Annotated in this window: 25 protein-coding genes; 18 read left to right on the top strand and 7 right to left on the bottom strand. The window is 41.7% G+C overall.

All coding sequences use genetic code 11. The annotated features are described in order from the left end of the window. Window positions 1-92 precede the first annotated feature (92 nt). Window positions 93-1,040 (bottom strand): chemotaxis protein CheV, encoded by a 948-nt coding sequence (locus ACNSN2_RS00125; RefSeq protein ID WP_010391933.1) that lies wholly within the window; start codon window positions 1,038-1,040, stop codon window positions 93-95. Window positions 1,041-1,205: 165 nt separating this feature from the next. Here ACNSN2_RS00125 and ACNSN2_RS00130 point away from each other — a divergent pair, with 165 nt between their 5' ends. Together ACNSN2_RS00130 and ACNSN2_RS00135 are read left to right on the top strand one after the other, a co-directional pair. After that, on the top strand, window positions 1,206-2,273 hold the full coding sequence (locus tag ACNSN2_RS00130) for a potassium channel family protein (RefSeq protein ID WP_010391935.1): 1,068 nt from the start codon (window positions 1,206-1,208) through the stop codon (window positions 2,271-2,273). Beyond that, the gene (locus ACNSN2_RS00135; protein ID WP_418608062.1) at window positions 2,273-2,464 is read left to right on the top strand and encodes a hypothetical protein; all 192 of its coding nucleotides are present in this window, start codon (window positions 2,273-2,275) and stop codon (window positions 2,462-2,464) included. The genes ACNSN2_RS00130 and ACNSN2_RS00135 overlap by 1 nt, the downstream gene beginning before the upstream one ends. A 21-nt stretch (window positions 2,465-2,485) precedes the next feature. On the opposite strand, the gene ACNSN2_RS00140 is transcribed toward ACNSN2_RS00135, so the two are convergent. Both ACNSN2_RS00140 and ACNSN2_RS00145 read right to left on the bottom strand, forming a co-directional pair. Continuing rightward, the gene (locus tag ACNSN2_RS00140; RefSeq protein WP_010391939.1) at window positions 2,486-3,517 is read right to left on the bottom strand and encodes a hypothetical protein; all 1,032 of its coding nucleotides are present in this window, start codon (window positions 3,515-3,517) and stop codon (window positions 2,486-2,488) included. A gap of 123 nt (window positions 3,518-3,640) precedes the next feature. Further along, a complete protein-coding gene (locus ACNSN2_RS00145) occupies window positions 3,641-4,099 on the bottom strand; it encodes an EVE domain-containing protein (RefSeq protein WP_010391941.1) in 459 nt (152 codons plus the stop codon). 83 nt (window positions 4,100-4,182) lie between these two features. Here ACNSN2_RS00145 and tesB point away from each other — a divergent pair, with 83 nt between their 5' ends. After that, window positions 4,183-5,040 carry an acyl-CoA thioesterase II gene (gene tesB, locus ACNSN2_RS00150; protein ID WP_010391943.1) on the top strand — a complete coding sequence of 286 codons (858 nt, stop codon included), beginning with the start codon at window positions 4,183-4,185 and terminating at the stop codon, window positions 5,038-5,040. Between the two features lie 55 nt (window positions 5,041-5,095). On the opposite strand, the gene plsB is transcribed toward tesB, so the two are convergent. Further along, window positions 5,096-7,534, bottom strand: a complete 2,439-nt coding sequence (gene plsB, locus ACNSN2_RS00155; protein WP_010391947.1) for a glycerol-3-phosphate 1-O-acyltransferase PlsB — start codon at window positions 7,532-7,534, stop codon at window positions 5,096-5,098. A gap of 427 nt (window positions 7,535-7,961) precedes the next feature. Between plsB and rpsJ the strand changes: the two genes are divergently transcribed. From rpsJ to rpsQ, 11 genes are read left to right on the top strand one after another with little or no spacing between them, the layout of a single operon-like run. Beyond that, complete coding sequence (gene rpsJ / locus ACNSN2_RS00160) at window positions 7,962-8,273, top strand: 30S ribosomal protein S10 (protein ID WP_002957900.1); 312 nt, start codon at window positions 7,962-7,964, stop codon at window positions 8,271-8,273. A gap of 27 nt (window positions 8,274-8,300) precedes the next feature. Next, a complete protein-coding gene (gene rplC / locus ACNSN2_RS00165) occupies window positions 8,301-8,936 on the top strand; it encodes a 50S ribosomal protein L3 (RefSeq protein ID WP_008108338.1) in 636 nt (211 codons plus the stop codon). Window positions 8,937-8,953: 17 nt separating this feature from the next. Then, entirely contained in the window at window positions 8,954-9,559 is a 606-nt protein-coding gene (rplD, locus tag ACNSN2_RS00170; protein WP_008108340.1) for a 50S ribosomal protein L4, read from the top strand. Then, window positions 9,556-9,858 carry a 50S ribosomal protein L23 gene (rplW, locus tag ACNSN2_RS00175; RefSeq protein ID WP_006791359.1) on the top strand — a complete coding sequence of 101 codons (303 nt, stop codon included), beginning with the start codon at window positions 9,556-9,558 and terminating at the stop codon, window positions 9,856-9,858. Before rplD ends, rplW begins: the two co-directional genes overlap by 4 nt. 17 nt (window positions 9,859-9,875) lie before the next feature. Beyond that, window positions 9,876-10,700 (top strand): 50S ribosomal protein L2, encoded by an 825-nt coding sequence (rplB, locus tag ACNSN2_RS00180; protein ID WP_007376192.1) that lies wholly within the window; start codon window positions 9,876-9,878, stop codon window positions 10,698-10,700. 15 nt (window positions 10,701-10,715) lie between these two features. Continuing rightward, a complete protein-coding gene (gene rpsS / locus ACNSN2_RS00185) occupies window positions 10,716-10,994 on the top strand; it encodes a 30S ribosomal protein S19 (RefSeq protein ID WP_004588689.1) in 279 nt (92 codons plus the stop codon). Between the two features lie 13 nt (window positions 10,995-11,007). Then, window positions 11,008-11,340, top strand: a complete 333-nt coding sequence (rplV, locus tag ACNSN2_RS00190; RefSeq protein WP_004588690.1) for a 50S ribosomal protein L22 — start codon at window positions 11,008-11,010, stop codon at window positions 11,338-11,340. 12 nt (window positions 11,341-11,352) lie between these two features. Further along, window positions 11,353-12,054 (top strand): 30S ribosomal protein S3, encoded by a 702-nt coding sequence (gene rpsC / locus ACNSN2_RS00195; RefSeq protein WP_008108350.1) that lies wholly within the window; start codon window positions 11,353-11,355, stop codon window positions 12,052-12,054. A 12-nt stretch (window positions 12,055-12,066) separates the two neighbouring features. Continuing rightward, a complete protein-coding gene (gene rplP / locus ACNSN2_RS00200; RefSeq protein ID WP_008108352.1) occupies window positions 12,067-12,480 on the top strand; it encodes a 50S ribosomal protein L16 in 414 nt (137 codons plus the stop codon). Then, window positions 12,480-12,671 carry a 50S ribosomal protein L29 gene (gene rpmC / locus ACNSN2_RS00205; protein ID WP_008108355.1) on the top strand — a complete coding sequence of 64 codons (192 nt, stop codon included), beginning with the start codon at window positions 12,480-12,482 and terminating at the stop codon, window positions 12,669-12,671. The genes rplP and rpmC overlap by 1 nt, the downstream gene beginning before the upstream one ends. Then, window positions 12,671-12,928, top strand: coding sequence for a 30S ribosomal protein S17 (gene rpsQ, locus ACNSN2_RS00210; RefSeq protein WP_008108356.1), 258 nt, complete (start codon window positions 12,671-12,673; stop codon window positions 12,926-12,928). The genes rpmC and rpsQ overlap by 1 nt, the downstream gene beginning before the upstream one ends. 238 nt (window positions 12,929-13,166) lie before the next feature. Here rpsQ and ACNSN2_RS00215 read toward each other — a convergent pair whose 3' ends face one another. Then, entirely contained in the window at window positions 13,167-14,777 is a 1,611-nt protein-coding gene (locus ACNSN2_RS00215) for an endonuclease (RefSeq protein ID WP_418608071.1), read from the bottom strand. 298 nt (window positions 14,778-15,075) lie between these two features. Here ACNSN2_RS00215 and ACNSN2_RS00220 point away from each other — a divergent pair, with 298 nt between their 5' ends. From ACNSN2_RS00220 to ACNSN2_RS00235, 4 genes are all read left to right on the top strand, one after another. After that, window positions 15,076-16,890, top strand: coding sequence for an assimilatory sulfite reductase (NADPH) flavoprotein subunit (locus tag ACNSN2_RS00220; RefSeq protein WP_418608073.1), 1,815 nt, complete (start codon window positions 15,076-15,078; stop codon window positions 16,888-16,890). A gap of 67 nt (window positions 16,891-16,957) precedes the next feature. Next, entirely contained in the window at window positions 16,958-18,655 is a 1,698-nt protein-coding gene (gene cysI, locus ACNSN2_RS00225) for an assimilatory sulfite reductase (NADPH) hemoprotein subunit (RefSeq protein WP_109875674.1), read from the top strand. Between the two features lie 42 nt (window positions 18,656-18,697). Beyond that, window positions 18,698-19,438, top strand: coding sequence for a phosphoadenylyl-sulfate reductase (locus ACNSN2_RS00230; protein ID WP_054202789.1), 741 nt, complete (start codon window positions 18,698-18,700; stop codon window positions 19,436-19,438). A gap of 134 nt (window positions 19,439-19,572) precedes the next feature. Next, window positions 19,573-20,103, top strand: a complete 531-nt coding sequence (locus ACNSN2_RS00235) for a DUF4124 domain-containing protein (RefSeq protein ID WP_418608076.1) — start codon at window positions 19,573-19,575, stop codon at window positions 20,101-20,103. On the opposite strand, the gene ACNSN2_RS00240 is transcribed toward ACNSN2_RS00235, so the two are convergent. Together ACNSN2_RS00240 and acnA are read right to left on the bottom strand one after the other, a co-directional pair. Beyond that, window positions 20,100-20,354 carry a hypothetical protein gene (locus ACNSN2_RS00240; RefSeq protein ID WP_418608077.1) on the bottom strand — a complete coding sequence of 85 codons (255 nt, stop codon included), beginning with the start codon at window positions 20,352-20,354 and terminating at the stop codon, window positions 20,100-20,102. The two genes, ACNSN2_RS00235 and ACNSN2_RS00240, sit on opposite strands and share 4 nt — an antisense overlap. A 135-nt stretch (window positions 20,355-20,489) precedes the next feature. After that, window positions 20,490-23,234 (bottom strand): aconitate hydratase AcnA, encoded by a 2,745-nt coding sequence (acnA, locus tag ACNSN2_RS00245; RefSeq protein WP_054202786.1) that lies wholly within the window; start codon window positions 23,232-23,234, stop codon window positions 20,490-20,492. Window positions 23,235-23,254: the final 20 nt, after the last annotated feature.

Consider the following 23,254-nt stretch of genomic DNA (forward strand, 5'->3'; position numbering starts at 1 on the left):
ACCACTCAGTAAGGCAGGTTTTTTAAAGGTTGCTGATGAGGAGAATGTTACTAGCAAATATTTACCCTGGCAGATATTTGCTAGTTTTATAATTAAGCGTTGCCTAACACATGTTTTAAACGATTTTGTACTTCTTGCACCAGTAAGTCAGGCTGAAATTTTGATAAAAATGCATCACAGCCGACCTTTTCCACCATGGCTTGGTTAAAGCTGCCACTTAAGGAGGTGTTAAGTACCACATGTAAGTTTTTTAAGCGGTTGTCGTTACGTATTTCATAGGTTAATCGATAACCATCCATTGAAGGCATTTCGGCATCGGTAATCACCATAAGTAATTCTTTTTCAACATCGCGGCCTTCATCGGCCCAACTTTTCAGCATATTGAGTGCTTCCAAGCCATTACTGGCAGGAACGATTTCGATACCAAGCTGCGATAGCGTATCGCTAACTTGCTTGCGTGCTGTTGGCGAGTCATCAGCATGTAGTATTTTTCGCCCAGAGAATTCGTTAACTATAGTTTGGTCTAACACTCCATCTGAAATATTAACCTCGTACTCAACTATTTCAGCCAGTACTTTTTCTACATCTATAATTTCTACTAAGTGCTCCACGTCGTCGCGCTGTACTTTAGTAAGTGCAGTAATGTAATGATTTTTACCCACTGAGCTGGGTGGTGGCATAATATCAGACCAGGTCATGTTCATGATTTGATCAACTTTACCAATTAAAAACCCTTGGGTGGTACGGTTATATTCAGTCACTACTAAATTACAATCTTCACCATGCTCTTTGTGCGACATAGAAATGGCTTGGCGTAAATCAATCACCGGAATAGATTCACCTCGTATATTGGCAACACCCGTCACCTTAGGGTGAGAGTGCGGTATTTTGCTTAAACGGGGAAGCTTCACTACTTCTTTAATTTTAAATACATTGAGTGCAAATAAATGGCGACTATGTAAATAAAAAAGTAGCAATTCTAAACGATTCTCACCTACAAGCTGAGTACGTTGATCAACTGACGCTAAAACACCTGACATAATAGATCCATTCTTTCCTCATAACTTAATAACTATAGTTTACTCTTATTTTTATTCATAACGAACCGTGAATATTTCGATTACAGTAAAACGTTGCTTAAGTGTTATGATGTGCAGTATCGTGTTACCAAATGATTCAAATAATCAATCGATTAACAAAAAATTATGCATCATATTTTTAAACGTATTGTTGTGCTGTTGCGCAGTCACATTGATCAGGTTAGTTGGCAGTCTGTTGTAATAGCAACGTCTTTACACATGCTACTTACTTGGTGCTTATTATTTATGGCTAATGAGCAAGCACTACTTTCGCCAGGGACCTTTTTTTACTACTACACGGTAACCACTTCAACGGTAGGGTATGGAGACTTAAGTCCATCATCTGACTTGGGCCGTTGGATTGTCGCATTAATACAAATACCCTTTGGTTTGGCTTTATTTGGTGTCTTGTTAGGTAAAACAGGGCAAACAGTAACTTACTTAATTAGGCGCGCTATGACTGGTGATAAAAACTTTGCTCACAGTAGTAATCACATTATTATTTTTGGTTGGCATAATGCTCGAACAAAAAAAATGATCGACTATATTTTGGCTGATACTAAACGTACAGACCGCCGTATTTTATTGGCGGTTACTGAACAAATAGAGCATCCATTTTTAAGTAATGAGAATGTTGATTTTGCTCGTTTGACTAGTTTCACCGATTTGGATGAATTAGAACGCGTTGCCATTCGCCATGCCGATAAAGTGATTATTGATGGCCAAGATGACGACCAAACATTTACTACCGCACTGCGTATTAGCCGTTTAGTCAAAGAAGATTGTCACATTAGCGCACACTTTTTTGATGAAACGAAAGTGGAAATGTTATTAGAGCATTGCCACAATGTAGAGTGTAGTAGCACTAAGTCAGCAGAGATTTTGGTGCGCTCAATGCAAGATCCAGGCTCAAGTCGAGTTCAAGAAGAGTTGTTATCTACTTTGCATGGTGATACGCAATTTAGCCTACAAATACCCAGTGATATAAAAACCATGGAATTTGGTAAATTATTTCATCATTTTAAGTACGATCATGATGCAATATTGTTAGGTGTTGCTCATAATTTAAGTGCAAAGAATATGGATTTAAATCCACCTCTAGATTATGCAGTAAATGCGGGTGATATTCTGCATTACATCGCGCAAGAGCGGGTGTTAAGTGGTGAAGTTGATTGGCTTAGCTTGGAAAAATAATGACTGAAGTTGCTTTTTTAATTATTGTTTTATGTGCTTATATTTTTCCTATCATGATAATTCTTAACAGTAAGCGTAGCCAAGGCCATGAAAAAAATGGCTGGCTAGTCGGCGCTATCTTCTTTTCGTGGGTAGCGCTGATTCTTTACTTTTCGATTGTGCCCAAGCAAGGGCACGCCAAGAAAAAGTAAAGAATGAGTACCTTTTGTTACTTATTCTAATTGTCTCAGTTTATGCTCAACAAGTGGGTCGTCAGGCACGAGTTGTTGAGCAACTTCTAATAGCTTAATGGCATCATTTGGGCTTTCGTCTTGATGCTTAATAGCTACCTCTATTAAAGGTTGAATATCAATTTTCGCTTGATGCTCTTTAACGTGCGCTGCTTTTTCGTCGATTAAAATAGTGTGAGCCGTACTTAATAACGCTTGGCGATGTGCCGATTTAGCGTTGGCTTTATTAAGTTTTTTATAATAATCCTCTTTTAAACGCAGTGTTTTTGTTTGCAGCCTAAATTGCGCGATGTCGATTTGCTGATCACGAATAAAATCAACCGCTACTTGTTTATAAAAGCCAAACTTATTTAAATAGGTGGCGTGAGTGCCGTGACCCATACCAAACACGCGTAAGTGAGTGAGCTGTTTATAGCGTTTAGCATGTTGGCGGTCAATACGATTGGTTGGGTCGTAAATAATGTAACCCTTGGCATCCCCTAAGTCTAAGTCATGGTAGTCACCTTGCCAGTCATATTGCTGAGCAATTTCAGTACTTGAGCGGTCATCCCAAGGGGCGATAAGTTTGTTTTTGGTGCTAACAGGATGGAAAAGCAGTACTTTATCGAGCTTGAGTAACTTAGCAAATGCACCCACAGCAAAGCCGCCACGACTGAGCCCATAGCCTAACTTAGTTTTAAAAGGAGAGAGTAAAGTTGATAGCTGCTCAATAAAAAAGATTAAATTGCGGTTACGAAACCAATTGCTTTTACCCAAATGCTGAAACGCAATAATATTAACATCTTGCTTTTGCGCTAAATGATAGCCCCAAGGGGCAAAGTCTTCATTTAGATCGCGTTCTTGTATATCGGTGCCCGCAGGAGAAAAAGTAAAAAGTAGGGGTTTAGTGAGGTCAACAAAGTGATATTTTACATACACATCACCGAGTAAATCTCCACCAGAGGTTGGTAGTTTTGCTTGCCTCTCATCATCGCTGAGAGTTAACCATTCATCTAACCAATACAGTAATTTCATTTTTCCTCCAGTAAACGCAAGCCGCAGATCATAACAAATTTGGCCCCATAAGAAAATCGAGCGGTGACATGCTGCGCTGGTGGAGTACTATTTTAATGAAGAAAATGTAGTTATTTTAGTGGTTTATTTCGCCATATTTAAAATTTCATGCCAATCATTTTCGGTCACTGGCATGACCGATAAACGCCCGCCTTTTTTAAGTGCTATATCAGTTATAGCTGTATTTGCTTTGATCGCTTGCAGGCTGACTAAACTACTCAAATGCGCCTGATAGGTTATTTCTACCACAAACCAGCGAGGGTTTTCAGTGGTTGCCTTAGCATCGTAATAGTCGCTACTTAAATCAAATTGCGTTGGATCAGGGTAAGCAGCCTTAGTAACCACACCAAGTCCTGCAACGCCAACCTGTTTGCAGCTAGAATGATAAATCATCACTAAGTCGCCCTGCTTTACATCATCGCGAATAAAGTTACGCGCTTGGTAGTTGCGTACACCTTCCCATAGCGTTGTTTGCTCTGGCGCTTGCTTTAAGTCATCAATTGAAAAGGCGTCGGGTTCGGTTTTAAAAAGCCAAAATGCCATATTAAATTTCCTCAATCAGTGAGTTAGTATTTTTTAACTATTGTATAGTATCATTTATAAATTAGGGGATTGAGGAAGAAATAATGAGCCAAGTATTAGATGATTTATTGTCGCTGTTGTCACTTGAAGAAATTGAGCAAGGTTTATATCGAGGACAAAGCCAAGATTTAGGTTTTAGAGCGGTGTTTGGCGGTCAAGTTATGGGGCAAGCGCTTTCAGCAGCTAAAGAAACACTGCCTGCGGGGCGTATTGTTCATTCCTTACATTCTTATTTTTTACGTCCAGGCGACGCTGCAAAACCGATTGTGTACGATGTAGAAACTATACGTGATGGTAAAAGTTTTAGCACTCGACGTGTCAGTGCGATTCAGTACGGTAAACCTATTTTTTACATGACAGCGTCGTTTCAAGGTGAAGAGCAAGGGTTATCGCATCAGGCAACCATGCCTGATGTTCCAGCTCCTGAAGAACTGCGTTCTTCGTTAGAGTTTTATCAAGAAAATGCACAGCATATTCCTGAAGCAATCCGTAATAAGTTTATTCGTGAAATGCCGATTGAAATGCGCCCGGTGAACTTTCATAACCCCTTTAAACCTGAAGCCCTAGAACCGGTAAAACATATTTGGTTTAAAGCCAATGGCGATATGCCGGACGATCAACGTATTCATAATTACTTATTGGCGTATGCGTCTGACTTTGAGTTTTTACCAACCGCGCTGCAGCCACATGGTGTGTCGTTTATGCAGCCGAATATGCAAGTAGCGACCATAGATCATGCTATGTGGTTTCATCGTCCATTTAGAATGGATGATTGGATGTTATATACCATTGATAGCCCAAGCGCGAGTTCGGGACGAGGGCTGGTACGTGGGCAGTTTTTTGACCGCCAAGGAAATTTAGTTGCCTCGACGATTCAAGAAGGGGTAATGCGCCAGCGCTAACTCTTTAAAATCCACTATATTGAGTTAATTCAATACAGTGGATAATAAGAGTATGTTACTGACATTGAGCGTGAACAATGTCAGTAATTGATTGCCAAATACGTGCTGGCAACAGTGTTTGCAGTTGCTTGTAGGTCTCGCACAGCTCTTGGCTTCCTTGTAAGCCGCTATCAGATTCACTAATAAGCTTTTGTTCGCGAAGATTGGAAATAAAACTACTAAGTACCTTCTTATCAAAAAACTCCGGCGTTTTAATACCATGTAACGTACCCAAACGCTGTGCCAACACATAGCTTTCACGTTCCAGTTCTGCTTTTGCAATACCTTGGCTGGTTTGAATAAAGCCAATCACAATCGCATAACGTTGCAGAGTAAAGCTTAATGCACGACCAAGCATTTCGAGTTTGGCAAAGCTATCGTTATTTTGAGTCACTTTAATGTTATCACCATCAAGCTCAATTAAGCCTTGATCGCTAAAGTTAGTTAAAATGCGGGTTACATAGCTTTCATCAAGCTCTTGTAAATACCACTCTTTGGCGAATAACGGATAAAAAGATTTTACCAATTGATGGCAGCGAGTAACGCTACTTTGATGCTGCTTGAATAAATGCAGGGCAACTAAACTAGGCACTGCAAAAATATGCAAAATGTTATTACGGTAATAGTTAAATAAGGTTTTTTCTTTATCGTTTATCGCAATAATTTCACCAAACTCATCACTGATCACATCAAACTTATTCAACTTTAAGGCGTGTTCTAGCAGTTGCTCTGGCGTTTCATCGGGTGCGGTTATTTTATTGCTGTAGCTAGCTTCACGTTGTAATCGCAAATAAAACTCAAGCTGAGCTAGCAATTTAGGTTTACTCAATGCGTGCTTATCGTTTACTAGCAGAATCATCGCCAGTAAGTTAACTGAGTTAAGTGCGGCTGCATTGTTAATTTTAACCATAACCTGATCAGCAAGATTAGCCACCTGCGGCCCTAACCATTGTGGCTTTTGCACGTCGGTAGCATGAATTGACTCGCGCCAGTCTGGCTGGTTGTCATTTAGGTATTGGTTAATAGAAATAGGGTCACCAAAATTTAAATAACCACGACCATAGTTTTTTAAGTTTTTAATCGCTTTAAAAATACCTAATATCGACTCGCCCTTTTTATCATTACCCGCGAGCTCTTTTAAGTAGGTGTTTATTTCCATTACGTGTTCGTAGCCTATGTATACAGGCACAATAGATACTGGGCGATCAATACCGCGCAGCATTGCTTGTAATGTCATGGCGAGCATGCCGGTTTTTGGGGGGAGTAAACGTCCGGTTCTGCTGCGGCCACCTTCGGTATAAAACTTAACCGAATAACCTTTTATAAATAACTGGCTCAAGTACTCTTTAAATACCGCTGAGTAGAGTTTGTTACCAGCAAATGAGCGACGAATAAAAAATGCACCACTGCGGCGGAATATGCCACCTGCAGGGAAAAAGTTGAGGTTGATCCCAGCTGCAATATGCGGTGGTACAAGGCCTTGATGATAAATAGAGTAGGTTAGCAGTAAGTAATCCATATGACTTCGATGACAAGGCATGTAGATTATTTCATGGCCTTTATTGGTTAGGTCATGAATTTGCTCGGTGTACTTTATATCAATGCCATTATAAAGCTTATTCCAAAGCCACGTTAATATACGATCCGCAACGCGGATGGTGGCATCACTATAATTAGCGGCAATTTCATCCAGCAACTTCAAGGCGTTTTGTCGCGCTTGGGCTTGGCTGATGTTTTTTTCAGTGGCCTCGGTTTGAATTGCTTTTTTTATTGTTGGTGATGCCAGCAGTGAGCTAAATAACTGATCACGAGATGGTATTTTAGGCCCTGTAGCAGCCAGCTTTTGACGTTTAAAGTGAACTCGAGCTACACGCAACAGCTTATGAGGAAGTTCATTAACGTCGGCTTTTTCATTAACCAATAAAGATAAGTCGAGTGGCTGGCTAAATCGAATAAAGTTATCTCTTCCTGAAAAAAGTACCACAAAGATTTTTCTAAACCAGCTGGGCGTAAGTGAGTGCGAAAGTAAAGTGCTTAATCCTGGCTTTTCTTTACCCGGCGCTCTGCCCCATAAAATAGTCACAGGCACAACCTGGACATTTTTTTGGCCACTATTTAATAAATGCTCAACAATGTGTTTGCCTTGCGCTAATGCATTGGTAGGTTTTTCTTTATCACCAAATAGCGGGGGAGGGTTTTTAATGCCGATAAAGCGATCTAACGCCTCGTCACCTAATACTTGCTGCTCTGTTGGGTCTGGTAAACCATTTCGTTTACAAACACGTGCCAGTGCCGCTAAATCAAAGCGTGAATTTAAACGCACTATATAAAAGGTCGGGTTTTTAGGGTTCAGCTCAAATTGCTCTAAAGGTTTTTCAGGCAGTACTTTGCTTTTGACAAACAAGCGGCTGATACCACCAGAGATAAGATTTAAACCATAATTTAAAATACGCATTGACTCACCATAAGAGAGTAGTTACCCAAACCAATATGGGTATATAACAGCAAAATTAGCGCATAGGATAACATAATATCTAAAAAATCCCCTGCAGATTAATCGACAAGCTATGACATTATAAAGACATCATCACCTCTATTGCGTTCACTATTAATAAACTTAGCTATTTTTTAAACGACAATAACAAAGTAATAATGTCTAAATAGTTGTTGCATTTATCACCAGTACCATTATAATACGCAGGCTTTCAAAATTCCCTCGGGAACAAGAAAGAATAAATTAAGCTTGGATTTCAAGCTAATAAACAGGAGTTCCGATTTGGAACTCAACGTAGATATAATCAAACAACCGGCATCTTAATTATTAAGATTGTTTCGGTCGTTTTTTTATGCTCTTTAAATGCTCTTTATATTGAGGTTTAAGAATGTCAAATCAACGCATTCGTATTCGCCTAAAAGCTTTTGACCACCGTTTGATTGACCAATCAACGGCGGAAATCGTGGAAACTGCGAAACGCACTGGCGCACAAGTACGTGGTCCAATTCCACTACCTACACGCTTTGAACGTTTTACTGTACTTACATCACCGCACGTTAACAAAGACGCGCGTGATCAGTACGAGATCCGCACCCATAAACGTCTGATCGACATCGTAGAACCAACTGACAAGACTGTAGACGCACTTATGCGTTTAGACCTTGCTGCTGGTGTTGATGTTCAAATCAGCCTGGGTTAATCGGAAGATTAGAGAGGTTTTAGGAAAATGGCATTAGGTCTAGTCGGTCGTAAAGTGGGTATGACACGTATCTTCACTGAAGATGGTGTATCTATCCCTGTGACAGTTATTGAAGCGACTCCTAACCGCATTGCTCAGATCAAATCTGACGCAACAGACGGTTATAACGCGCTTCAAGTAACCGCAGGCACTAAAAAAGCAAGCCGTGTAAACAAAGCAACAGCGGGTCACTTCGCTAAAGCTGGTGTTGAAGCGGGTCGCGGTCTGTGGGAATTCCGCCTAAATGGTGGTGAAGGCGATTTTGAAGTAGGCGCTGAGCTTACTGTTGAATTATTCAACGAAATCAACAAAGTTGACGTAACCGGTACTTCTAAAGGTAAAGGTTTCCAAGGTGGTGTTAAGCGCTGGAATTTCAGCATGCAAGACGCTACACATGGTAACTCTCTATCTCACCGTGCTCCTGGTTCAATCGGTCAAAACCAATCACCTGGTAAGGTGTTTAAAGGTAAGAAAATGGCCGGTCAAATGGGTAATGAGCAAGTAACAACTCAGAACCTTGAACTAGTTCGCGTTGACGCTGAGCGTAACCTGCTTTTAGTTAAAGGTGCAGTACCTGGCGCCATCGGCGGTGACGTTATCGTTAAACCAGCTGTTAAAGCATAAGTCCTGGAGATTTAGTGATGGAATTAGCAATTAAAGACGCTTCTGGCGCTCTTGAAGTTTCTGAAGCTACTTTTGGACGTGAGTTTAACGAAGCATTAGTACACCAAGTAGTTGTTGCATACGCAGCAGGTGCTCGTCAAGGTACTCGTGCTCAGAAGACACGTTCTGAAGTAAGCGGTGGTGGTAAAAAACCATGGGCTCAAAAAGGTACTGGCCGTGCACGTGCTGGTACAATCCGTAGTCCAATTTGGCGTTCAGGTGGCGTTAGCTTCGCAGCTAAACCACAAGACCACAGCCAAAAAGTAAACCGTAAAATGTACCGCGGTGCGATCAAAAGCATCTTATCTGAATTAGTTCGTCAAGAGCGTTTAATCGTTGTTGAAAGTTTTGGTCTTGAAGCACCAAAAACTAAAGAACTAGTTGCTAAGCTTAAAGAACTTGAGCTTAAAGATGTTCTTATCGTGACTGAAGAAGTAGATGAAAATCTTTTCTTATCGGCACGTAACCTGTACAAGGTTGACACACGTGATGTAGCTGGTATCGATCCTGTAAGCTTAATTGCTTTCGATAAGGTACTAATTACAGCTGCTGCTGTTAAGCAACTTGAGGAGGCGCTAGCATGATCCGTGAAGAACGTCTTTTAAAAGTGATCCTTGCTCCACACATCTCTGAAAAAAGCACAATTGCTGCTGAAGAAAACAACACAATTGTTTTCAAAGTAGTAAATGATGCAACTAAAGCTGAAATTAAAGCGGCAGTTGAGAAGCTTTTTGAAGTAGAAGTAACTGGTGTTCGCACACTTAACGTTAAGGGTAAAACAAAACGTACTGGCATGCGTTTCGGTCGTCGTAGCGACTGGAAGAAAGCTTACGTTACTCTTAAAGAAGGTAGCGAGCTGGACTTTGTCGGCGGCGCCGAGTAATAAGGGGAGTTAGAATTATGGCACTTCAAAAGTGTAAGCCAACTTCTGCGGGTCGTCGTCACCTAGTTAAAGTGGTTAACCCAGATTTACATAAGGGTAAACCTTACGCACCACTATTAGAGAAAAACTCTAAATCAGGTGGTCGTAATAACAATGGTCGTATTACGGTTCGTCATATCGGTGGTGGTCATAAGCAGCATTACCGTTTAATCGATTTTAAACGTACTAAAGATGGCATTCCAGCCACTGTTGAGCGTTTAGAATATGATCCAAATCGTAGCGCAAACATCGCTCTTGTATTATATGCAGACGGTGAGCGTCGTTACATTATCGCACCTAAAGGCTTAAAAGCTGGCGATGCAATCCAGTCTGGTGTTGATGCACCAATCAAACCTGGTAATGCATTACCAATGCGTAATATGCCTGTAGGTTCGACTGTTCACAACGTAGAATTAAAACCAGGTAAAGGTGCTCAAATCGCACGTTCTGCTGGTGCATACGTTCAAATCCTTGCTCGTGATGGTCAATATGTAACATTACGTCTTCGTTCAGGCGAAGTTCGTAAAGTTGAATCTGATTGTCGTGCTACGCTAGGTGAAGTAGGCAATGCTGAGCATATGCTTCGTTCACTTGGTAAAGCAGGTGCAAATCGCTGGCGTGGTATTCGTCCGACAGTTCGTGGTGTTGCCATGAACCCGGTTGATCACCCACACGGTGGTGGTGAAGGTCGTACATCTGGTGGTCGTCATCCTGTGTCTCCATGGGGTAAACCGACTAAAGGTGCTAAGACGCGTAAGAACAAGCGTACGGATAAATTTATAGTACGTCGTCGTACTAAGTAATATTGAGGAATAGCCATGCCACGCTCTCTCAAGAAGGGTCCTTTTATAGACCTACACTTGCTGAAGAAGGTAGAGAAAGCTTTGGAAAGCGGTGAAAAGAAGCCAATTAAAACTTGGAGCCGTCGTTCAATGATCATACCTAACATGATCGGATTGACCATTGCTGTCCATAATGGTCGCCAGCATGTACCAGTTTTCGTTTCTGACGAAATGATCGGTCACAAACTAGGTGAATTTGCACCAACTCGCACTTACCGTGGCCATGCTGCGGATAAGAAAGCGAAGAAACGTTAAGAGGGGAAGATAAATGCAAGCATTAGCTAAACATAAATTCGCCTCTGGTTCGGCGCAAAAAGCACGTCTAGTTGCAGATCAGATCCGCGGGTTACCTGTCGATCGCGCACTAGAAATCCTGGCGTACAGCCCGAAAAAAGCGGCTGTATTAGTTAAGAAAGTACTTGAGTCTGCTATTGCTAACGCAGAGCATAACGAAGGTGCTGACATTGATGAGCTACGTGTAACAACGATCTTTGTGGACGATGGTCCAACAATGAAACGTATTATGCCACGTGCTAAAGGACGCGCAGACCGCATCCTTAAGCGTACAAGCCACATCACTGTTGTGGTTTCAGATAGCTAGGAGATATAAGTAATGGGACAAAAAGTTCATCCTACTGGTATTCGCCTAGGTATATCTAAACCTTGGGTTTCTACCTGGTACGCGAATTCAAAAGATTTCTCTGCACAGCTTTTTGGCGATCACAAAGTACGTACATTCCTTACTAAGGAATTGAAAGCGGCTTCTGTGTCTAAAATCGTTATTGAGCGTCCAGCAAAATCTATCCGAGTAACTATTCACACGGCTCGTCCGGGTGTTGTTATCGGTAAAAAAGGCGAAGACGTAGAAAAATTACGTCAAGCGGTAACTAAAATCGCTGGTGTACCTGCTCAGATTAATATTTCTGAAGTACGTAAACCAGAACTAGATGCACAACTAGTAGCAGACGGCATTGCCTCTCAGCTAGAGCGTCGTGTTATGTTCCGTCGCGCTATGAAGCGTTCGGTACAAAATGCAATGCGCATCGGTTCTAAAGGGATTAAAGTTGAAGTTAGCGGTCGTCTTGGCGGCGCAGAAATCGCACGTTCAGAATGGTATCGTGAAGGTCGTGTACCTCTACATACTCTTCGTGCTGATATCGACTACGCAACTTCTGAAGCCTTAACCACTTACGGTATCATTGGTGTTAAAGTTTGGATCTTCAAAGGCGAAGTTATTGGTGGTTTACCACTAGTACAAGAGCAAGAGAAGCCAGCTAAACGCGCACCAAAGAAAGCCAAAAAAAGTGCTAAGTAGAGGTAGCGAGTAATGTTACAGCCAAAACGTACAAAATTCCGTAAAATGCATAAAGGCCGCAACCGTGGTCTAGCGCAAAACGGTAACAAAGTAAGCTTCGGTACTTTCGGTTTGAAAGCTACTGGTCGTGGCCGCATGACTGCTCGTCAAATCGAAGCAGCTCGTCGTGCTATGACACGTCACGTGAAACGTCAAGGTAAAATCTGGATCCGTGTCTTCCCTGACAAGCCGATCACAGAAAAGCCTCTTGAAGTTCGTATGGGTAAAGGTAAAGGTTCTGTTGAATATTGGGTTGCTGAAATTCAGCCTGGTAAAGTACTTTACGAAATGGAAGGTGTTTCAGAAGAGCTTGCTCGTGAAGCGTTTAACCTTGCTGCTCGTAAGCTGCCATTCAAAACAACTTTCGTAACTCGGACGGTAATGTGATGAAAGCAAACGAACTAAAAGATAAAAGCGTAGAAGAGCTTAATGCTGAACTTCTAGGTCTTCTTCGTGAGCAGTTTAACCTGCGCATGCAAGCAAGCACTGGTCAGCTAGCTCAGACACACACGCTAAGAACAGTACGTCGCGATATCGCGCGTGTAAAAACAATTATTAACCAGAAGGCAGGTCAATAATGAGCGATAAAATTCGTACTCTTCAAGGCCGTGTAATCAGCGACAAGATGGAAAAATCTTTCACTGTTGCTATCGCACGTTACGTGAAGCACCCAATCTATGGGAAATTCATCAAACGTACGACTAAGTTACACGTACATGACGAAAATAACACTGCAAAAGCGGGTGACACTGTCACTATCCGTGAATGCGCTCCAATCTCTAAGAACAAATCTTGGACTTTGGTAGATGTTGTTGAACGTCCAAAACAAGCTTAATTTTTAATTAAGTCTGTTTTAAAAGAAACCCCAGCTTTTGCTGGGGTTTTTTTTGCGTTTAAAAAAGCGATAAGTTTGAAGCTTTCAGCCTTCAGAAGTAAGTAAATTATAGCGTCGAAGTTTGGGTTGAGTGTTACGAACCTAAGTGCAAAAAATAATATTATAAAATAGGTGTAAGAAAAGCCTTTGCGTAAGCAAAGGCTTATGTTTTCTGCGAAGCCCGAAGCCCGAAGCCCGTTTACCAAATCATCTCTACAAATTCAGGATGATCAATATACGGGTTACGATTTCCCTGAAATTCAAACGCTGCTTGGTTGCGGTCTAATTCCATTTGGCTAACAGGATCGTTGTTATGCCACTTTAACAGCATGGCCACAACCCAGCTTTCAAATACTTGGGTACTGGTGCCATTAAGCACGTCATTACTAGCTGCGGTGTTATTTTGCCAAGCACCAATTACGTTTTGATAACGGGTTGCCATGTAAAAATAAGCACGAGCAAAGTCACCTTTAAATTCATCAATAGGTTCAAACACAGTACCGTTGTAATTAATCGTATTACTTGCAGAGCCTAATTTACTGCCGTTGGTTGAGGTAAACGAAGCGCTTGCTACTTCACCGAATGGGAAGTTGCTTCGTTTTGAATTTACATAACCGTCAGTGGCGTAAATATGATGAACATCAGAGTTCATCGGTTCAACTTTTCCACCAAACCAACTTTTAGGGAACGAATGCTCTCGGTTGTAGCAATCTGCCTCACCACTGTAGGTGCCACATTGATCGCTAACGGCTGTGTATGTGTAGCTATCAGAGCCATTGGGCTTCTCGCTGTACATATCTAAAATACTATTATCGTTTTCATAGTATTTATCACGCGCCGATGCGTCGTAAAAATTCCAAATAGCGGAATACCCCTGAGCATTATGATTATTAATAATGTTATAAAGCTCAGTTTTTAGCGTGTAACCAGACAAGCCTTGAGTTGTCACATAGTAGCCGGTTGGCGTCGGTGTTGGCTCAGTGCTTCCTAATGAGAAAGCAGTAGCCTCGGTTGTTTGAAAACTAGCTCCACTGGCGAGCAATGTGCTTTCATTATTCAAGGCGTAGCTACCACTACCATATGAACAGCAAATACCATCGCCATAGCTGTCATTAATAGTAAATGTATACTCACCATCGGCTACGCATAATTGTTCGGTATATTGGGTGTTTGCAGCATACCCACTTCCGCTTGCAACGACACCGGTTTGGTTGTGCGCTATTTGCCAGCTGGTTTCTTCGCCGTAGTTATCTGTGGTTAGGCTAAAAGTAAGGCCGTTATCTGCGCAGCTTGGAGAGCCACTGCTGTCATTACTAGGCAAGAAGTTATCAACATAAACTAACTCGCTACCATCAAATCCCGTTGTATCATAAAAGCGTAAGCCGACATCAATGGTTTTATTACTATCGGCTGTGTAGCTGTAAGTAATGGTTTGCCATTGGTTGGTTTGTGCTGGATTTGAATAGCCTTGATAACCATCTATCAACAAACGCGCCTTAAGATGGCCTTCGGTATGATACACATCTACTGAGAACTCATAAGTTTTACCCATTTCAACAGCGACTTGCTGCAAAAAATCAGTATTGCTTTGTGTGCCTGTATTAACGCTAATCGCTGCTGCTTGTGAGCCTGTGCTTACGACTGTGCTGTTGGCAGATACGTTAATACCGCTATCAATCACTGTCCACGAATCTGGGGTGTTGCCACTGTATTGTTCAAAGTTGCCATTAACCACATTAGCCATCGCGGGTAATGAGGATAATAACAAGGTGCTCAAAAGTAATTTGTTTTTATATATACCGTGTAACATAGGTGTTCCTATTTATATTTTTGCGTAATATACCTTAGAACATTAAAGTTACAAAATTGTTAAATTAAAATTTCATAAAAGACAATAAAACCCTTTTAGGTCTATTTCGCAGGTTTTTAGGTAACTTAATAACTAAATGGAATATCAAAGCAGATTCTATTCTTTTTTTATCTATGCTTAGGCGGCTATCCTGCATACTCAATTAACCTCAACAGAACTTTCTGAGTGAGGTGGCACTCATTTTTAAACAATGTGAACAGGCATTGTGTTTAACGTTCAGGGTTATGAGGAAAAATTCATGTTGTTAGGTCAACTCAATGCGCTAGCAAGTCCGCTTTCGCAAGAGCAAGTACAAAAGCTACAAGGTTTAGTGGCTGAGCTTAATCCAATTCAGCAAGCCTGGGTTAGCGGCTACTTAGCTGCTAATGCTAATTCTGCAGCGCTAGGCGCACCAGCTTCAGTTACACCCGCAACCTCGGAAGCGGCAGCGTTGACCATTTTATATGGTTCGCAAACAGGTAATGCTAAAGCGGTGGCGACTAAACTTAAAGAGCAAGCTGAGTCTCGCGGCTTAGCAACTAAACTGGTTAGTATGTCAGATTACAAACCGACAGCCCTGAAAAAAGAGAAGTTTTTAACCGTTGTTGTATCGACTTACGGCGAGGGTGAGCCACCAGAAGACGCCGAAACACTGTATGAATTTTTAATTACTAAAAAAGCGCCAAAGCTTGATGGTGTCAAAGTTGCAGTATTAGGTTTAGGTGATTCTAGCTATGAATTTTTCTGCCAAACCGCTAAAGACTTTGAAGAGCGTTTAACTAAATTAGGTGCAGAGGTTATTCATCAACGCGCCGACCTAGACGTTGATTATGATGACGAAGCAGCCACTTGGATTGAGGGCGCATTAAATGCGTTTGAACCAGACTTAAAAGCCCAGCAAGATGCAACTAGCGGTCAAGTTGTATCAATGCCATTTGGCGCTCCTGCAGCAGCGGCTAGTCAGTACACAAAGCAAAATCCGTTTGCGGCAGAGCTAAGCTTAGTGCAAAAAATTACCGGTCGTGATTCAACCAAAGATGTACGCCATGTTGAAATTTCACTAGAAGGGTCAGACATTGCGTATACACCTGGTGATTCACTCGGTATTTACTTTTTAAATGATGAAGCCCGTGTAGATGAGCTACTAGCGCAAACGCAAATTGATCCAACTAGCCGCGTTAAACTTGGCGATGAAGAACTCAGCGTACGTGATGCCTTAATTGAAAAACTAGAGCTAACACAATCCTACCCTGGGTTTGTTGAAAAGTACGCCACGGCTACAGGCACGCCTGAGCTGCTTAAACTAGTAGAAGATAAAGGCGCAATGCGCGAATACATTGAGCCTCGTCAAATCTTTGATGTGGTTGCACAAAACCCAGCTAAATTAGAAGCGCAAACACTAGTTGATTGCCTGCGTAAATTACAAGCACGTTTATATTCAATTGCTTCTAGCCAAGCTGAGGTTGAAGATGAGGTGCACTTAACTATTGCATTGGTTGAGTTTGAAGCGTTTGGCACAGAGCACTTAGGTGGTTGTTCAGGGTACTTAGCACGCCGCGCAGAAGAAGGCTGTAAAGTAAAAGTATTCAGTGAACATAACGATAACTTCCGCTTACCAGTAAGCGATGACACACCAATTATTATGGTTGGCCCAGGTACTGGTATTGCGCCATTTCGCGCCTTTTTACAAGAGCGTGATGCACGAGAAGCAACAGGTAAAAACTGGCTGTTTTTTGGTAACCCACACTTTACTCAAGACTTCTTGTACCAAGTAGAAATTCAAGGGTATTTAAAGTCAGGTTTACTAAGTAAGGTCGATGTGGCGTTTAGCCGTGACCAAGCAGAAAAAGTTTATGTACAAGACAAGTTACGTAAAAACTCAAAAGAAGTGTTTGATTGGTTAGAAGCGGGAGCTCATTTTTATGTGTGTGGCGATGCTAACCGCATGGCAAAAGATGTGCACAATGCCTTAGTTGATATCATTAGCGAAAACACTGGTAAAAGCTATGAAGACGCAGAGCAGTACTTAAAAGACTTAAGAAGCGCAAATCGCTATCAGAAAGACGTGTACTAAGTGCACATTGCTTACTTTATAAAAAATAACGCTAACAGCCGTCACTGTAACAAATTTAGGATTAAACATGAGCGAACAAGATAAAAACGTAAAGCTTTCTGATAACGAGCGTTTGAAAAGAGAAAGCAACTTTTTACGTGGCACCATAGAGCAAGATTTAAAAGACGAGATCACCGGTGGTTTTACCGCCGATAACTTCCAGTTAATTCGTTTTCACGGCATGTATCAACAAGATGATCGCGATATTCGTCCTGAACGTGCTAAACAAAAGCTAGAGCCACTGCATAATGTGATGCTACGCGCACGTATGCCTGGCGGTATTATTAAGCCAGAGCAATGGCTTGCAATTGATAAATTTGCTGGTGATAAAACCAGTTATGGCAGTATTCGTTTAACTACTCGCCAAACATTTCAGTTTCATGGTGTATTAAAACCTGAAATTAAAGGTATGCACCAATTGCTTAATAGTGTTGGAATTGATTCTATTGCCACCGCCGGTGATGTTAACCGTAATGTATTATGTACTACCAATCCGGTTGAGTCTGAGTTACATCAAGAGGCCTACGAGTGGGCGGCAAAAATTTCTGAACACTTATTACCTAAAACGAAGGCATACGCTGAAATTTGGCTCAATGGCGAAAAATCTGAAACTACAGAAGAGCCTATTTTAGGTTCAACGTATTTACCGCGTAAGTTTAAAACTACAGTGACGATCCCACCTAACAATGAGGTGGACGTACATGCTAACGATTTAAACTTTGTGGCGATTGCTGAGGATGGCAAACTCGTTGGTTTTAACGTGCTAGTAGGCGGCGGTTTGGCGATGACCCATGGCGATACAGCAACCTACCCACGTAAAGCGGACGACTTTGGCTTTATTAGCCTAGAAGATACGTTAAAAATTGCTGAGCACGTGGTATCTGTTCAGCGTGATTGGGGCAACCGCTCAAATCGTAAAAATGCAAAAACTAAATACACACTCGATCGTGTTGGCACTGAAGTATTCAAAGCTGAAGTTGAAAAGCGCGCAGGCGTGAACTTTGCACCAAGCCGCCCTTATGAGTTTACTCACCGAGGGGATCGTATTGGTTGGGTAGAAGGCATTGATGGTAAGCACCACTTAACCTTATTTATTCAAAGCGGTCGTATTTTAGACTACCCAGATAAGCCGCTTAAAACAGGGTGTCGCAAAATTGCAGAAATTCATCAAGGTGATTTTCGCATGACGGCAAATCAAAACTTAATTATTGCGGGTGTACCGGCCGATCAAAAAGCAGTAATTGAAGAAATAGCCCGCAATCATGGTTTGATTGACGATAAGGACACTGAGCAACGCAAAAACTCAATGGCGTGTGTGGCATTGCCAACTTGCCCATTAGCTATGGCCGAAGCTGAGCGTTACTTACCGAGTTTAATTGAAAAAATAGAAGGCTTATTAGCCAAACACGGAGTGCCAAATGACAGCATTATTATGCGTGTAGTTGGTTGTCCGAATGGCTGTGGTCGTGCCATGCTAGCAGAAGCAGGCTTGGTCGGCAAAGGCCCAGGTAAGTACAACGTTTACCTTGGGGGGAATACTGAGGGTACACGTATTCCAAAGCTTTACCTTGAAAATGTTGGCGAAGAGGTTTACTTAGAAGCATTCGATAAACTCATTGGGCAATGGGTTAGTGAACGTGATGATGGCGAATGTTTTGGTGATTTTGTGATTCGCAAAGGTATTGTTGCAGAAGTAAAAGTATCCGTTACCGATTTTTACGCATAATTTAAAAGCAGCGCAAAGCGCTGGTGAGGTTTAAAGTTGACCATGAGTGAATTTAAAAACATATTACAGCTAGATAAGCAAAGCCAACAGGCTATGTTAGCTGATGCGAACGGTTTGCTGGCTGACATGAGCGCAGAGCAGCGCGTTGCATGGGCACTTGAAAATTTGCCTGACACTGCGTTTTTATCATCGAGCTTTGGTATTCAGGCTGCAGTTATGTTGCATTTAATGACTGCACAGCGCCCAGATATACCTGTGGTATTAACCGATACAGGCTACTTATTTCCAGAAACCTATCAGTTTATAGAGCAAATGACTTCGCAGTTATCACTTAACCTAAAAGTGTATAAAGCGCAGCTGAGCCCTGCATGGCAAGAGGCTAAATTTGGAAAATTATGGGAGCTAGGTGAGGCAGGTATTAAGCAATACAACCAGCTTAATAAAGTAGAGCCAATGACACGCGCTTTAAAGGAGCTAAATGCGAGCACTTGGTTTAGTGGCCTACGTCGAGATCAATCCTCAAGCCGTGCTGAAAAGCAAGTACTAGAAATAAGCCGAGGTACGGTAAAAGTGTATCCCATTATTGAATGGAATAATCGCGATGTATATCAGTATCTAACAAAGCATAATTTGCCATACCATCCATTATGGGAGCAAGGTTATGTGTCGATGGGGGATGTGCACACCACGCGTAAACTAGAGCCCGGCATGAGTGAAGAGGAAACCCGTTTTTTTGGCTTGAACCGTGAATGTGGCTTACATATTGATGGTGATGGAATTTAATTACCTTATTATTCAAAGCTATAAAATGAAAAAACGCAGCCTTTGCTGCGTTTTTTATTGTTTAATATTTGCTGAATTGATTCTTTTTTATTATATTGGTTGTGATGATGGATTAAACACACAGCAGGAACGCTATGAAATACTTCACCTATTTAGCAGTGTCAGTGATGATAATTGCTGTTATCTTATTGTTTTATATTAAAAAACCAAATGGCCAGCCTTGGCTAAGCACCTCTCATATTTATAATGAATCAACAGAGGTCAAGAATGAAATGATAGCGCTTTCATCTAGCGCGTTAGATAGTATTACCTCAGCAATTACCACAGCGGGTGAAAAAATCACTGGGGCTACCTTTGAGACAGAAACTCCTAAGCCAATTTATAAATGGCAAGACGAGCAAGGACAATGGCATTTCTCAGATGTACCAAACAAGAATGGTAAAAGCGAAGTGGTAAAGCTTAACCCCGCCGATATTAATGTCGTGGTTGCAGAAGATACCGCTATTTTGAGTGGCAGTGCTAAATCAGCAGTAAAGCCTTTTCCTCAGCGAGCACCAGCGATATACAACAGTGAATCAATTAATAAGCTGTTTGAAGATGCTGAAAAAGCTAAAAAGAGAATAGAGCAACGCAGTAAAGAGGTCGAAAGTTTTAGCGGCTTTTAGTTTTGAGGTGTTTTTTGCTGTGTCTTCAAATAACGCTTTTCTGCTTCCATTAATAATATAGTTAAGTAGATTTTAGTAGGCAACGATAAAAGTACGCCAATTGCAATACAGGCAGCTGCAGTAATAATACCTTTAATGCCGAACTGGTTGGTAAAGTAGCTCGATACAATTAAACCATGGCCTGTCACTATTAAGCACAATCCAAGCAAAATCGATGTTTTAAGTAGTCTTATTATTACAATTGAAGACATAGCGACCTCTGCGCAGCGTGTCTTCTTAGTGTATGTAATCTTTATAAAGCGGCATTGATTTAGCGCAACCATCCATTAATAATATAAAAAAGCCCAGCTCATTACTGAGCCGGGCTGCATTTTCGTTTTAAGTTGTTAGTCGAGCATATTGCGCAGTACGTACTGTAAAATACCGCCATGTTTGTAGTAATCCCACTCTTTCGGAGTATCAATACGCACATCGGCACTAAAGCTAACTTGTTTACCTTCACTGTTAGTCGCAATCACACTGACTTCGTCGGTTTTATCGTATAACCCTTGAATATCAAATTGCTCTTGCCCAGTTAAGCCTAGTGATTCATGGCTTTCACCTTCTTTAAATTGTAAAGGAAGTACGCCCATACCAATTAAATTAGAGCGGTGAATACGCTCATAGCTTTGTGCTATCACAGCTTTAATACCGAGTAATAATGACCCTTTTGCAGCCCAATCTCGCGAAGAGCCAGTTCCATACTCTTTACCTGCTAGAACCACTAGTGGTGTTCCACTTTCTTGATATGCCATTGCCGCGTCATAAATACTTTCTAGCTTATCATCAGGTTGAGTGCGGGTAACACCGCCCTCGGTACCAGGGGCTAGTAAGTTTTTAAGGCGCACATTAGCGAATGTACCGCGCATCATTACTTCGTGATTACCACGTCGTGAACCATAAGAGTTAAATTGTGCTTTTTCAACCCCATTTTCTTGTAGGTAAAGCCCTGCGGGTGCCTCTGCCTTAATTGCGCCTGCTGGTGAAATATGATCGGTAGTCACCGAATCACCCAGTTTAGCTAAACAACGCGCACCCTCAATAGTTGGAATACCTGGTGGTTCAACACTCATACCATCAAAGAAGGGGGCTTTTTTGATATAAGTCGAAGCACCGTCCCAATCGTAAAGTTTACCATCAGGTATTTGAATTTTTTGCCAGCGACTGTCGCCATCGTAAACATTGGCGTAGCTTTTTTCGAACATCTCTTTAGTTACCGTACTTTTTACTAGTTCACTTACTTCTTTAACGCTCGGCCAAATATTTTTAAGGTAAATATCGTTACCATGCTTATCTTGCGCGAGTGGCTCGTTGTAAACATCAATATCGGTTCTACCCGCTATGGCATAGGCAACCACTAAAGGAGGCGACGCTAAAAAGTTCATTTTAACATCTTGATGTATGCGCCCTTCAAAGTTACGGTTACCCGATAAAATTGAGCTTACAACTAATTTGTGTTTTTGAATCGCCTCACTAATTTCATCGGCAAGTGGGCCTGAATTACCAATACATGTGGTACAGCCATAACCAACTAAATTAAAGCCAAGCGCATCCAAGTCATCCATCAACCCTGCTTTTTCAAGGTAATCGGTGACCACCTGAGAACCTGGCGCAAGTGAGGTTTTAACCCAAGGTTTTACATTAATACCTAACTGACGTGCTTTTTGAGCTACTAAACCGGCAGCTAAAATAACACTTGGGTTAGATGTGTTTGTACAGCTAGTAATTGCAGCAATAACACAGGCACCATCATTTAACTCAAATTCTTCTCCATTAAAGTTTACTTTTGCTGCGCCCATAAACTGCGCTTCATCGGTAGGCTCATCAGGGTTGGTAGTAGGGCCTTCGCTTTCAATACGCGCTTGCTCTTCATCGCTTTTATCACGACGTGCCATACGCTCGTCTTGAAAGTCTTTTAAGTGCTGACCAATAACCTTGCCGGCTTTATCCAAAGTAATTCTATCTTGCGGGCGTTTGGGGCCTGCTAGGCTTGGCACAACATCATCTAAAGTCAGTTCAAGCTTATCGGTATAATGTGCTTCGTCGCCATCGTTACGCCATAAGCCTTGGTGTTTAGCGTAATCTTCAATCAGTTTAAGCTGCTTCTCATCGCGATTAGTTAAGCGTAAGTAATTAATCGTTTCCTCATCAATAGGGAAAATACCACAGGTTGCGCCATACTCTGGCGCCATATTAGCGATAGTTGCTCTATCGGCAAGTGGTAAGTCGGCAAGGCCGTCACCATAAAACTCAACAAACTTACCTACCACACCGTGGTTACGCAGCATTTCAGTAACAGTAAGTACTAAATCGGTTGCTGTAGTGCCCTCAGGTAAGCGACCATTTAATTTAACACCCACAACCTGTGGAATAAGCAAGCTAATAGGTTGGCCAAGCATGGCGGCTTCGGCTTCAATACCGCCTACACCCCAGCCAAGTACGCCTAAACCATTAATCATCGTTGTATGAGAATCCGTACCTACTAGTGTATCTGGGTAGGCTAATGATTTGCCGTTTTTTGTATCATTAAATACTACACGAGCTAAATATTCTAAATTAACTTGGTGAACTATACCGGTTGCAGGTGGTACAACTTTTAAGTTATCAAATGCGGTTTGTCCCCAACGTAAAAATTCGTAACGCTCTTTGTTACGCTCATATTCTAATTTTGAATTTAAGTCGAATGAGCCATCTTTACCGTAGCCATCCACTTGCACCGAGTGATCGATTACCAACTCTGCAGGAGAAAGCGGGTTTATTTTTGCAGGATCACCACCGAGCTTTTCCATTGCATCGCGCATGGCGGCTAAATCAACAATTGCAGGGACACCAGTGAAATCTTGCATTACTACGCGGGCTGGAGTGAAAGCTACCTCGGCAGAGGGCTTCGCTTTTGGATCCCAATCTAATAAGGCCTGAATATCTTGTTCTTTAATATTCACACCATCTTCGTTACGTAGTAAGTTTTCTAGCAATACTTTTAACGAGAAAGGCAGGCGTTTGGCTTTATCGCCAAGTCCCATAAGCGAGTTGATATGATACTGCTCGCCATTGATAGTGAGCTGTTGTTGGGTGTCGAAACTATTTTTCATTATTTGTCCCTTCAATAAAT

Source organism: Pseudoalteromonas sp. US3C1013, assembly GCF_048401115.1.
Lineage (GTDB): Bacteria > Pseudomonadota > Gammaproteobacteria > Enterobacterales > Alteromonadaceae > Pseudoalteromonas > Pseudoalteromonas undina.